Raw genomic sequence first — 12467 nt, 5'->3', positions numbered from 1 at the left:
TCTCCTCTCTCGGGAATCAGACTTCGGCGTGAGTCACCGGTGGGACGTCTGCTTCCCCGTTCTTCAAGCGTAGTTCACGCACGGCCTCCTCCTGTGCCTTGACCGCCGGCTCGTTGGCACGGAGGACGGCGTAGAGGGGGCTCGCGACGAACAGCGTCGAAGCGGCTGCCACTATAGTACCGATGAACAGCGACAGCGAGATATCGACCAGCGTGCCCGCGCCGAGCAGGAACACGCCGATGAAGAGGATCGAGGCGATCGGGAGAACGGACACCACCGAGGTGTTGATCGAGCGCACGGTCGTCTGATTCACACCGAGGTTGACGAGTTCGGAGAATTTGAGGTTCCGCTTCTCCTCGAATCTGCTCGTGTTCTCTCGGATCTTGTCGAAGACGACCACCGTGTCGTAGAGCGAGAAGCTGAGCACTGTGAGGAAGCCGATGATGGCCTCCGGTGTGACTTCGAAGCCGGTGGCCGAGTAGATGCCCATGGTCACGATCATCACGGCGAAGAGTCCGACGATCGCGGCGACCGACATCTTCCAGGTGCGGAAGTACAGCGCCATGACGACGAGCGCGATGGCAACGAAGATGACGAGTGCGCGGATCATCTTCGACGTCACGTCCTGTCCCCATTCGGGACCGACGAATGTCGAGGTGACGTCTTCGACTTTCACGTCGTAGCCCCCGACGAGGGCGTCGCGGACGTCCTGCATCTGCGAGTCGGTGAGCTGGTTCGTCTCGATCTGGACGGCCGTGTCGCTGGTCGGCGTCAGGCGCGGTTCGGATCCGGACACCGCCTCGTTGACGATGCCTTCGCCCTTGGCTGCCGAGGTGTCGCTGACGTGGTCGACCTGGAACTGCGAACCGCCTTTGAAGGCGATGCCGAAGTTGAAGCCGAAGATGAGCGGGACGAGCAGGGACAGGAGGACGAGGACGCCGGCGATGCCGAGCCACAGCTTCGCCTTGCCGACGAACGGGATCGATGATTCGCCGCTGTGCAGGCGGTTGCCCCAGGCAAAGAACCGTTTCACTTGTCAGCCTCCTTGCCATCCGATGCTGCCGAGTCTTTGGCGGCATCGTCCTCTTCGGCTCGTCGAGCCGCGGCCTTACGTTCGGCGATGGTCATTCCGCCCGTCGCAGTCGCGGTCTTCGACCCTTTCGACTTCGCCGACTTCGCGGCTTTGCTCTTCTTCGTCGAGGTCTCCTCCGTTTCGGACGCGGCTGCTGCCGCAGTCGTCTGGGAGTCCTCGGCTGCTATTCCGGCCTTGCGCATCCGCGCTTTCTCACGACGCTTCGCCTCGGGCGACTTGTCCTTGTCATCGATCGACAGGTTCAGCGCTCCGCGGTATGCAGCGGGTTTGACCCCGAGCAGACGCGGATCCATACCCGACATCGGGTGGCCCTCGCCGAAGAACTTCGTGCGGGCCAGGAACTGCAGCATCGGGTGGGTGAACAGGAAGACGATGAGCACGTCGATGATCACGGTCAGACCCAGGGTGAAGGCGAAGCCTCGCACCGAGCCCACGGCCAGGATGTAGAGAATGACCGCGGCGAGCATGTTCACGGCCTTCGAAGCGTAGATCGTGCGCTTGGCGCGGTCCCAGCCGACTTCGACGGCGGAGAGCAGATTGCGCCCGCTGCGCAGCTCGTCTCTGACACGTTCGAAGTAGACGATGAACGAGTCGGCCGCCATGCCGATGCCGATGATGATACCGGCGACACCCGCCAGAGACAGTCTGTAGCCGTATCTCCACGATGCCAACAACAGCAGCAGATACGTGAGCACACCGGCGACGACGAGGCTCGAGACCGTGACGAGGCCGAGCACTCGGTACTGCAGCAGCGAGTAGACGACGACGAGGAGGAGTCCGACGAGTCCGGTGAGCAGACCGATCTTGAGGTAGTTCGATCCCAGGGTCGGCGAGATCTGGTCCTCGCTCTGGACCTGGAAGCTCAGCGGCAGCGAACCGTTCTTGAGCTGATTGGCCAGAGTCTGTGCCTCGTCGAGGGAGAAGTCACCGGTGATCTGCGCGTTGCCGTCGGTGATCACTGCGTCCGAGGACGGAGCCGAGAGCACGAGACCATCGAGTTCGATCGCGAACTGGTTGTACGGCTGCTGTTTGCCGGTGATGTCAGAGGTGATCTGCTTGAAGATCTCACGGCCGGTCGCATCGAAGGACAGATTGACGGCAGGGTTGTTGGTCTGCACGCCGTTGGCTCCCGCTGCATAGCCCGCACTGGCATCGGCGAGGTGATCACCGGAGAGTTCGACGGGTCCGAGGATGTACTTCGCCTGTCCGTCCTCGGAGCATGAGACGACCGGTTCGTCCGCGGGCTTCTGCTGGCCGCCCGTCCGGTTCTTCTTATTCGTGCAGTCGAGCTCTGTGTATTCCTTGATGATCTTGTTCGTCTGCCACTCAGAAGCATCCTTCTCGGGATCGAACAGAGGCCGCGGTGTCGAGTCGGTGACCTTCGAGCCTTCGCTCGATCCGCTGCCTTGCCCGGACTTCTCCGTGTCCTTGCTCTTCGATTCCGAGGACTTCGTCTTCGAGGAGGATTCGTCGGTTTTCTTCTCAGCCGATCCTCCGGCTTTGACGACTTCGCCGCCGCCGGACGGAGCCTGCTCCTGGCCCTGGCCGTCGCCCTTCGAATCGGCACCGGTGAGGTCCTCGAGGCGTTTGCGCTCCTCGTCGCTCAGCCCGTCATCGCCGCCCGACTCCTGGCCGCCGCTCTTCTCCTGCTCCTTCTGGATCTGCTCCTGTGAACGCGGGTCACCGACCAGCGCCACACGACGGAACACGAGCTGAGCCGATGAGCGCACGAGGTTTCGCGTCTCCTCATCAGGGTTGCCAGGCAGGTTCACGACGATATTGCGATCGCCCTGCGTCGTGATCTCTGCTTCGGAGACCCCGGTCGAGTCGACGCGCTGGCGGATGATAGCCACGGCCTGGTCGAGCTGCTCCTTGCTGATGTCCGTGCCCTTGGATACCTGCGGCTCCAGGATGATCGACGTTCCGCCCTCGAGATCGAGTGCGAGTTTCGGACTCGTCGTGGCATTGGACCAGATGACTCCGCCGGCGATGATTGCGGCGAGGACCACAGTGATGATGGTCAGCCACAGGAAGCGCAAACCAGGGCGTGGTTTTTCTTCGATATCGGACACGTTTCAGCTTTCAGTCGGGAGCAGAGTGTGAGAACGGATCAGTTCTTCTTGTCAGTATCCGAGTCCGTGGAATCGTCGTCCGCGGCGGCGGAGTCGGCATCGGTCTCAGCTGCAGCGTCGGCGTCGACGTCCTCGGTCTTCGCAGCCGTTTCGTCAGCGATGACGTCATCAGCTGCGTCTTCGTCTTTTGCGTCCTTCTCGGCGCGCTTGCGTTCGTTCATGGCGTCGAGCTCGGCATCGGTGATGGCCGGCTTCTCCTCGGCGGCGTCCGCATCGTTATCAGCATCGACGGCGGGCGCGGCGGCTCCAGGAGCGTCGAGGGACTCGGCGGCCTGGTTGTTCTCAATCTGGCCGATGGCCTGGCGGTGGACGCGCAGAACAGTTCCGGGTCCCGATTCGATGGTCACCTGGTTGTTCTCTTCATCGATGGAGAGCACGGTGCCGAAGACACCGAACGTCGTCATCACGGTTGCGCCGGGCACGAGCCCCGACTTGATCTGCTCCGCACGCGCTTTCTGCTTACGCCGAGAATTGAACAGGAAAAAGATCAGCAGCGCAGCAAGCGCAAGAGGGATGAGCAAATCCACAGATATCAGCCTTTCATATGAATGAATCAGTGAACCAGCTTAGTTCGTCCTCACCACTCATAGCGAACTCAAATGCGGGGTTCAGAACTCATAGTTTGCTGGGATCTGCATTTTCAGGTGCTTCCAGGCCGCCGTGGTGGCCACGCGGCCACGTGGGGTGCGGCTGATCAGCCCCTCCCGCACGAGGTAGGGCTCGGACACGGTTTCGACAGTATCGGCTTCTTCGCCGACGGACACTGCGAGGGTGCCCAGCCCCACCGGGCCCCCGCCGAAGCGCTTGCACAGAACCTGCAGAACCGACCGATCGAGGCGATCGAGACCGAGTTCGTCGACCTCGTAGACGCGCAGAGCGTTGGTGGCGGCTTCCTCGTCGATGAGTCCGCTGCCGCGCACCTGCGCCCAGTCGCGGACGCGGCGCAGCAGACGGTTCGCGATTCGGGGAGTGCCCCGGGACCGCGTGGAGATCTCTTCGAGCCCGGCCAGTTCGGATTCGATGCCGAGCATCCGGGCCGAGCGCTGCAGAACCGTGAGCAGGTCCGCACTCGAATAGAAGTCGAGCAGGGCAGTGAAGCCGAAGCGGTCGCGCAGAGGCGCCGGCAGCAGACCGGACCTGGTGGTCGCACCGACAAGGGTGAACTGTGGGAGGTCGAGCGGGATGGCAGTGGCGCCGGGACCCTTGCCGACGATGACGTCGACTCGGAAATCCTCCATCGCCACGTACAGCATCTCTTCCGCCGCCCGTGCCATCCGGTGGATCTCGTCGATGAAGAGGACTTCACCCTCTTCGAGAGAGGACAGGATGGCGGCGAGGTCACCGGCATGCTGAACGGCCGGACCGGACGTCACCCGCAGGCTCGAGTTCATCTCATGCGCGATGATCATCGCCAGAGTGGTCTTGCCGAGCCCGGGAGGGCCGGAGAGCAGCACATGGTCGGGAGCCTTCTGTCTGGCCTTCGCCGCGTCGAGCACGAGCGATAGCTGTTCACGCACCTGCGGCTGGCCGATGAAGTCGGTCAGGCCCTTCGGACGCAGCGCCGCCTCGGCATCGCGATCTGCAGTCTCGGCGCGACCGGAGACGAGCCTCTCCTGTTCGGCTCCGGTCAGATCCTGCTCACCGAAGTCCACCTCGTAGGAGTCACGGTCGAAGGAACTCGTCATTTCTTCGCACCCAGGACCTTCAGCGCGGCCTTGAGGACCACGGAGGTGCCGGCATCAGCACCGGTCTCCTTGACGACCTCGGCGACGACCTCCTCGGCCTGCGCTTCCTTCCAACCGAGTCCGACGAGAGCGTCGACGACCTGCTGGTTGCCGCCGCCGAAGGACAGGGTCGGCCCGGAAGCGGCGGCGGTGAGCTTCGGCAGTTTGTTCTCGAGTTCGAGGATGATGCGTGAGGCGCCTTTCTTCCCGATTCCGGGCACCCGGGTGAGCGCATTCGCGTCCTGGTTCGTGATCGCGGCGGCGAGCTCGTCGGGCCCCATCACGGACAGGATCGCCATCGCCAGACGCGGACCGATTCCGGAGATCGACAGCAGCACCTCGAAGGTGTGGTTCTCGTCCTCGGTGCCGAAGCCGTAAAGGGTCATCGAGTCTTCGCGCACCACGAGGCTGGTGACCAGTTCGATCTCGGCCCCGTGCCGAGTCCCGGCCAGGGTATCAGGGATGACGTGGACCTTGCGGCCGACACCGTAGGTGAGAACGACGAGGTGGTCAGCTGCGATCCGATGCACAGTACCGGCGAGGAAACTGATCACGAACAGCCTTTCTTGGGGGAACACGTGTACGAATCCAGGTTAGCAGGCACCCGCTCCCCCATGCTCATCTGGCGCGCCGCATAGCCTCGGCCCATTGCTGCTGAGCCTTCGTCAGTCCGCTCCCCTGCCGTCCGCCGGATTTGCGTTCGGTGAGGTCCTTGTTCATCCCCGGAGTCGATTGGGCCGACAGTGCCCCACGCCAGGAGTGGCAGATCGCGATCGCCAGGGCATCGGCAGCGTCGGCGGGCTTCGGCGGTGCGTCGAGGCCGAGGATCCGCGTGACCATCGAGGTCACCTGCTTCTTGTCAGCTCGTCCGGAACCGGTGATCGCGGCCTTGACCTCGGACGGGGTGTGCATGGCCACGGGCAGTCCGCGGCGGGCAGCCAACCCCATGGTCAGTCCCGATGCCTGGGCAGTGCCCATGATCGTGGACACATCGTTGCGGGCGAAGACCCGTTCGATGGCCACGACATCGGGACGGTACGTATCCAGCCACGTGTCGAACGCCTCGGCGATGGCACCGAGACGCAGGTCGACGGAATCGACCGAGGGAGTCCGCAGGACGTCGACGGCCACCATCTTCGCCTTCCGGGCGGGCAGGGTGTCGATGACACCGAGCCCGCACCGGGTCAGTCCGGGATCAACGCCGAGGATGCGCATCAGGCATCGAGTTCGGCGAGGACCTCATCGCTGACATCGGCGTTCGAGTAGACGTTCTGCACCTCGTCGCTGTCTTCGAGCGCGTCGATGAGGGCGAAGACCTTCTGCGCGGTATCCGCGTCGAGGCTGACCTCGAGCTCGGGCACGAAGGAGGCTTCGGCCGAGTCGTAGTCGATTCCGTCGTCGACGAGGGCGGTGCGCACGGCCACGAGATCGGTGGCCTCGCAGATGATCTCGAACTTGTCGCCGATTTCCTTGACCTCTTCGGCTCCGGCGTCCATGGTCGCCAGCAGAATGGCCTCTTCGTCAGTCTCCTCCGCATTGACCGTGATGACGCCCTTGCGGTTGAAGTTGTAGGTCACCGAACCGGGATCGGCCATCGAACCGCCGTTGCGGGTCACGGCCACACGGACTTCGGAGGCGGCACGGTTGCGGTTGTCGGTGAGACACTCGATGAGCAGCGCCACACCGCCGGCGGCGTAGCCTTCGTACATGATCGTCTCGTAGTTGACTCCGGAACCGTCGAGTCCGCCGCCGCGCTTGACCGCGCGGGTGATGTTGTCGGCGGGAACCGAGTTCTTCTTCGCCTTCTGGATCGCATCGAACAGCGTCGGGTTGCCGTCGGGGTCGGGACCACCGTTGCGAGCGGCAACCTCGATGTTCTTGATCAGCTTGGCAAAGAGCTTGCCGCGCTTGGCATCGATGGCAGCCTTCTTGTGTTTAGTCGTTGCCCATTTGGAATGACCTGACACTGGTGTTCCTTCCTGTAGTTACAGCCTCTCAAGTCTATACGCTGACCGTGGAAGCTCGTGCAGACGTCTGTTCGCGGTTCCGTGCGGACTCGCACCGTACTGCCGTCGCGAGTTCAGTCGATGACCAGCGGCACTTCGGGAACGGACCCGGCGGTGGCCAGATCGATGAGGCCGAGCAGGTTCCTCGGATAGATCGTCTCCGTCGTGGCCAGGAGCTCCTCGCGGGTCCACCAGCGGAATTCGAGCAGGCTGCGTTTCTCGATGTCCGTCCACACCGCGTCTTCGAGTTCGATGTCCTCTGTGGTGCGGAACGCGAAGTAGGTTTCGACCTGGCGCAGCGACTTCTCCGTGAAATCGAAGACTTCGTCACGAGTGGCCAAGGGACCGATGAGTTCGTGAGGTTCGCATTCGATCCCGGTCTCCTCCGCCAGTTCCCGGGCTGCCGTCTGCGCGGCCGACTCGCCGAGTTCAGAGCCGCCTCCGCAGGTCATCCACCATTGGTGGCTGGGCGTCAGCAGATCCTGCGCCCGGATCAGGAGAACCTCGTCGCGCTCATTGAGTAATACGACCCGTGAGGCTTTACGAGGTTTCATGTTTCTCCAGTGATCGGCGGCGAGGGGAGGCAAGTGTTTGCAGAATAATGATGCTGGGGGATTTCGGCAAGAGCGCGACAGCGGTCCAGAGAACGATATCGGCTCTGTGCGCTACCGACCAACTCGACGCTCATGACGCGGAGTCGGGTGCGGAGGCGGCTTCGGGATCTGCCGCTTCCGGAGGATGTCGCTCATCCTCCGACTGTGTCCGATCCCCGCCGCTCAGACGGCGGTCCCACCAGTCGAGGATGGCTTCGAAGCGCTGTCTGCGATGGCGGGGCTGGCCGGCTCGGGAGAGTTCGTGGTTCTCGCCGGGGAAGATGAGCATCTCGGTGTCGACTCCGGCTCTCTGCAGGGCCGCATAGTACTGCTGGGCCTGTTCCAGCGGGCAGCGCAGATCGAGTTCCGAGTGCATCACCAGCGTCGGTGTGCCGACCTGTGGGGCGTGAGCCAGGGGTGACTGGCGTTCGATGGCCTCACGGCTGCGGCTCGTGTACTCCTCGGTGAAGAAGCGGCCGATGTCGGAGGTTCCGACGAAGCTGTCGGGGTCGAGGTAGCCGCGTTCGACGATGGCGGCGCGGAAGCGATGGTCTGCGGCGATCGTCATAGCTGTGAGATAACCCCCATACGATCCGCCCTGGATGCCCAGACGGTCGCGGTCGAGCGAAGGATCGGTGTCGAGGACATGGTCGAGAACGACGAGCACGTCGGACATCGCCGGAGCTGCCATATCGCCTTGGACGGCGGTCCCCCAACTGCGGGTACGGCCGCCGGAACCGCGCGGGTTCGAGAATACGACGGCGTAGCCTGCGGATGTGAGCACCTGGGTCTCGTCGAACCACGAATGCGTGTACTGGGCGAAGGGTCCGCCGTGGATGTTGAGGATGACGGGAAAAGGTCCGTCGCCAACCGGTTTGGCCAGCCAGCCGGTGATTGTTCCGGAAACGCCTGGCACCCGCAGCACCTGGGGCAGGACGGAGTTCGCCGGTGCCGGATGCTCCTTGACGATGGCAGAGACGCCCGTCGCCGAGGCGGCCAAGGATTCCACGCGCTCGCCGAGGGTGATGCGGCCGAGCACTGCGGGAGACTGCGGTGTCGATCCGGTGAAGACGAGGGTGTCGCCGTCGAGGTCGAAGCCGTTGACGACGGTCGTGTCGTCGGTGAGGAACTCGAGTTCGTCGAATGCGATCTCCGCCGCGTCGAGGCCGATGCGAACGATCCGTGTGGCTCCGTCGGCGTCGACGGCGGCGATGACCGTTCTCCCATGGACCTGTGGTGGAACCCCGGCCAGGGCCACGGTTTCCGGGTCGGACAGCCGCCTCGTGGAGCCGGTGCTCACATCGTGGATGAAGAGACCTGGCATCTGTCCGACGAAGTCGAGTTCGTCGCGTGTCAGGGCGTTGCCGAGCAGCAGGACGGTGTCTTCGTCGAGCCATCGGTGCACGCCGACGTCCATGGAGGGCAGGTCGAGCGGTGTCGGCTCCTCTCCCCGAGCAGCCAGACCGTCGAGCGCAGGTCCGGCTGTCCCCAGTCGGGGCGGAGGGAGGAGATCACGGACACGCGCGTGCCGTGCGGAGAGAACTGCGGGTCGTGGACGTCGGTGTCCGGGGTTGTCAGCAGGGTCGACAACGGCACTTCGGAGGCCCCGCGCAAACCGACGGTGCCGAGTCCGGGTTCGGCGAGGTCGACGAGGAAGGCCCGGGCCGGACGGTCATTCGTATAGCCGAGGCCGTTGGCCAGGTAGGTTGCCGTGGTGATCCGGCGTGGGGCCTCTTCGGCCGCAGGAATGGCGTCATCGAGTCCGTAGCGGCCGGGTTCGGCGACCCGGGCGACGTAGAGGGCCCTGGCGCGGGAGTCGTCGAGGACGAATTCGGACACGCCGAGGTGGTTGTCCGTGATCTGGTGTGCCGTCTCCAGACTGTCGCCGACGAAGAGCTGCGGGGCGGCTTTCTTCTCCGCGCTCAGGTAGCCCGACCAGTTCCGCCCGCACTGCGGGTTCGAGTCCGACCACGAGTGGGTCAGCCGCCTGGAGCTGTCCTCTGTCAGCGAGAACAGCTGGGCGAGGTAGGTGTTGGTCTCAAGGTCGGGTCTTCGGATCGTGATGACGGTGTCTCGACCGCGCAGCACGGGTGAGGAGTACTCGGCAACAGCGCCGAGGTCTTCTGGATTCATCTGTTCCATTCCTTTGACAGGCGTGCCTGCACATCGGCGTGCACTTGCGGCAGAGCCTTGGTCTGGGCGATCACGGGCAGGAAGTTCGCATCTCCACCCCAGCGCGGGACGACGTGCTGGTGCAGGTGAGCGGCGATTCCCGCGCCGGCCACCGGTCCCTGGTTCATGCCCAGGTTGAACCCGTGGGGTCCGGATACGGCACGGATGACGCGCATCGCCTTCTGGGTGAATTCGGCGAGTTCGACGGTCTCCTCTTGAGTCAGATCCGTAAAATCGGCGACATGCCGATAGGGGCAGATGAGCAGGTGTCCCGGGTTGTACGGGTAGAGGTTGAGCACCACATACACGGACTCACCGCGGGCGACGATGAGTCCGTCTTCGTCGGTCTTCGACGGTGCCGTGCAGAACGGGCATTCCTCGGCCCCGGCGTCCTTCGGTTTGTCCTGACCGTCGATGTAGACCATCCGATGCGGGGTCCACAGGCGTTGGAATCCGTCGGGTTCGCCGGGAAACCCAGCAGCAGCCTCGGGGTAGGCAATCCCCTCGCCGAGGCGGCCGTCTGAGTTCTCCTGTGCGGTTCGGTCGCTGCCGCCTCCGCTCATACCTGGGCCTTGGTTTCGATCGAGTCGAGGATCCGTCGCACCGCCTCGGCGACGGGAACGCCGTTCTCCTGTTCACCGCTGCGGAAGCGGAAGGACACTGCTGCGGCGTCGCGATCCTCTCCCCCGGCGATGAGGGTGAAGGGCACCTTCGACTTCGACGCATTGCGGATCTTCTTGGGGAACCGGTCGTCGCTGTCGTCGAGCTCGACGCGGACCCCGGCCTTGCGCAGCTGGTCGGCCACCTCGGCGAGGTAGTCGTTGAACTCGTCCGCCACGGGAATGCAGGTCACCTGTACGGGCGCAAGCCACACGGGGAAGGCACCGGCGTAGTGCTCGGTGAGCACGCCGAGGAAGCGCTCGATGGAGCCGAACTTCGCGGAGTGGATCATCACCGGCTGTTTGCGGGAGCCGTCGGCGGCGACGTATTCGAGTCCGAAGCGCTCGGGCTGGTTGAAGTCGAGCTGGACGGTCGACATCTGCCAAGTGCGTCCGATGGCGTCGCGGGCCTGGACGGAGATCTTCGGACCGTAGAAGGCAGCGCCGCCCGGGTCGGGGACGAGCTCGAGTCCGGTCTCCTGGGCGACCTCCTCAAGCACGCTCGTGGCTTCGGCCCACTGTTCGTCGGAGCCGATGAACTTGTCGGCCTTCTTCCCCTCCTCATCGCGGGTGGAGAGTTCGAGGTAGAAGTCGTCGAGGCCGAAGTCGCGCAGCAGGCTGAGCACGAAGCCCAGCAGGTGACGGATCTCTGCGGCGGCGTCTTCCTGCGCGACGTAGGAGTGCGAGTCGTCCTGGGTCAGTGCGCGGACGCGGGTGAGGCCGTGGATGACTCCGGAGGCTTCGTCACGGTAGACGGTGCCGAACTCGAACAGGCGAAGCGGCAGATCGCGATAGGAGCGGCCGCGGGACCGGTAGATGAGGTTGTGCATCGGGCAGTTCATGGCTTTGAGCCGGTAGGGAGTGCCCTCCCTGACGACCTGTCCGGACTCGTTGCGGACCTCGTCGACGGACATGGCCGGGAACATGTTCTCGCCGTAGTAGGGCAGGTGCCCCGAGGTGTAATACAAAGTCTCTTTCGAGATGTGCGGGGTGCCGACGTATTCAAAGCCCTCGTCGATGTGGCGGGCGCGCACGTAGTCTTCCATTTCGCGTTTGATGACGCCGCCCTTGGGATGGAAGACGGGCAGGCCGGATCCGAGCTCCTCGGGGAAGGAGAACAGGTCCATTTCGGCGCCGAGCTTGCGGTGGTCGCGACGCTCGGCCTCTGCGATGCGGTCCTGGTAGGCCCTGAGGTCGTCCTTCGACGCCCAAGCAGTTCCGTAGACGCGCTGCAGGCTCGCATTCGCCTGGTCGCCGCGCCAATAGGCCGCCGAGGATCGGGTGATGGCGAAGCCGTTGCCGATGAGCTTGGTGTTGGGCAGGTGGGGGCCGCGGCAGAGGTCCTGCCAGACGACCTCGCCCTTGCGGTCGACGTTTTCGTAGACGGTGAGTTCACCTCCGCCGACCTCGACAGAGGTCTCCTCGTCGCTGCCCTTGCCCTTGTCGTCGATGAGTTCGAGCTTGTACGGCTCGTCGGCCATCCGCTCGCGGGCCTCTTCTTCGGAGACGACGACGCGATTGAAGGTCTGGCCGGACTTGACGATCTGGGCGGCCTTCTTCTGAATCGCCTTGAGGTCCTCGGGGGTGAAGGGTTCGACGGTGTCGAAATCGAAGTAGTAGCCGTCGGTGATGTAGGGCCCGATGCCGAGCTTGGTTCCGGGGAAGAGCTCCTGGACGGCCTGAGCGGTGACGTGGCCGGTGGAGTGGCGCAGGATGTCGAGTCCGGCGTCGGAGTCGATGGTGATCGGAGCGATCCGGTCTCCTGACTGCAGCTCGCGGCTGAGATCGGCAGGTTCGCCGTTCAGCCACAGGGCGACGACTGTGCGGTCGGTGGAGAAGATCTCCGTTCCGGTCAGACCCTCTTTCCAGGGAATGCTTTCGCCCGCGCAGTCGATGCTGTCTGCCACTGATCTTCTCCGTTCGTCTGTATTCATTCGAGCAACCCGTCCGGTGGGCTGCTCACCCTCAGATTCTAGTACCAATTCGGTTGCGACAAATCAGTTGGGTGGCAGTCGAATGACTGCCACCCATGCTGAGTCTGCCGGGGCCTGAACCCGAGCTGTCAGGGCCGTATGCGCCCTGTCACCT

Annotated in this window: 12 protein-coding genes; all 12 read right to left on the bottom strand. The window is 63.9% G+C overall.

Translation table 11 applies throughout. The annotated features are described in order from the left end of the window. Nucleotides 1-16: 16 nt before the first annotated feature. A complete protein-coding gene (gene secF, locus BLU88_RS10550; protein WP_092013429.1) occupies nt 17-1033 on the bottom strand; it encodes a protein translocase subunit SecF in 1017 nt (338 codons plus the stop codon). Then, complete coding sequence (gene secD, locus BLU88_RS10545; RefSeq protein WP_231939359.1) at nt 1030-3165, bottom strand: protein translocase subunit SecD; 2136 nt, start codon at nt 3163-3165, stop codon at nt 1030-1032. The genes secF and secD overlap by 4 nt, the downstream gene beginning before the upstream one ends. 38 nt (nt 3166-3203) lie before the next feature. Then, entirely contained in the window at nt 3204-3752 is a 549-nt protein-coding gene (gene yajC, locus BLU88_RS10540) for a preprotein translocase subunit YajC (protein ID WP_231939358.1), read from the bottom strand. A gap of 81 nt (nt 3753-3833) precedes the next feature. Next, the gene (gene ruvB / locus BLU88_RS10535) at nt 3834-4910 is read right to left on the bottom strand and encodes a Holliday junction branch migration DNA helicase RuvB (protein WP_092013423.1); all 1077 of its coding nucleotides are present in this window, start codon (nt 4908-4910) and stop codon (nt 3834-3836) included. Continuing rightward, nucleotides 4907-5503 (bottom strand): Holliday junction branch migration protein RuvA, encoded by a 597-nt coding sequence (ruvA, locus tag BLU88_RS10530; protein ID WP_092013420.1) that lies wholly within the window; start codon nt 5501-5503, stop codon nt 4907-4909. Before ruvA ends, ruvB begins: the two co-directional genes overlap by 4 nt. Nucleotides 5504-5567: 64 nt before the next feature. Next, on the bottom strand, nt 5568-6164 hold the full coding sequence (ruvC, locus tag BLU88_RS10525) for a crossover junction endodeoxyribonuclease RuvC (RefSeq protein WP_092013417.1): 597 nt from the start codon (nt 6162-6164) through the stop codon (nt 5568-5570). Then, on the bottom strand, nt 6164-6916 hold the full coding sequence (locus tag BLU88_RS10520) for a YebC/PmpR family DNA-binding transcriptional regulator (RefSeq protein WP_092013414.1): 753 nt from the start codon (nt 6914-6916) through the stop codon (nt 6164-6166). Before BLU88_RS10520 ends, ruvC begins: the two co-directional genes overlap by 1 nt. Nucleotides 6917-7029: 113 nt before the next feature. Then, entirely contained in the window at nt 7030-7509 is a 480-nt protein-coding gene (locus BLU88_RS10515) for an NUDIX hydrolase (RefSeq protein WP_092013411.1), read from the bottom strand. A gap of 130 nt (nt 7510-7639) precedes the next feature. Next, complete coding sequence (locus BLU88_RS18715; protein WP_231939357.1) at nt 7640-8953, bottom strand: alpha/beta hydrolase family protein; 1314 nt, start codon at nt 8951-8953, stop codon at nt 7640-7642. Next, nucleotides 8902-9681 carry a hypothetical protein gene (locus tag BLU88_RS18710; RefSeq protein ID WP_231939356.1) on the bottom strand — a complete coding sequence of 260 codons (780 nt, stop codon included), beginning with the start codon at nt 9679-9681 and terminating at the stop codon, nt 8902-8904. Before BLU88_RS18710 ends, BLU88_RS18715 begins: the two co-directional genes overlap by 52 nt. Further along, on the bottom strand, nt 9678-10283 hold the full coding sequence (locus BLU88_RS10505) for an HIT family protein (RefSeq protein WP_092013407.1): 606 nt from the start codon (nt 10281-10283) through the stop codon (nt 9678-9680). Before BLU88_RS10505 ends, BLU88_RS18710 begins: the two co-directional genes overlap by 4 nt. Further along, nucleotides 10280-12286, bottom strand: coding sequence for a threonine--tRNA ligase (thrS, locus tag BLU88_RS10500; RefSeq protein ID WP_092013404.1), 2007 nt, complete (start codon nt 12284-12286; stop codon nt 10280-10282). Before thrS ends, BLU88_RS10505 begins: the two co-directional genes overlap by 4 nt. Nucleotides 12287-12467 lie beyond the last annotated feature (181 nt).

Origin of the sequence: Brevibacterium siliguriense, assembly GCF_900105315.1 — a bacterium.
GTDB lineage: Bacteria > Actinomycetota > Actinomycetes > Actinomycetales > Brevibacteriaceae > Brevibacterium > Brevibacterium siliguriense.
This window is presented reverse-complemented; position numbering and strand designations above follow the sequence as displayed.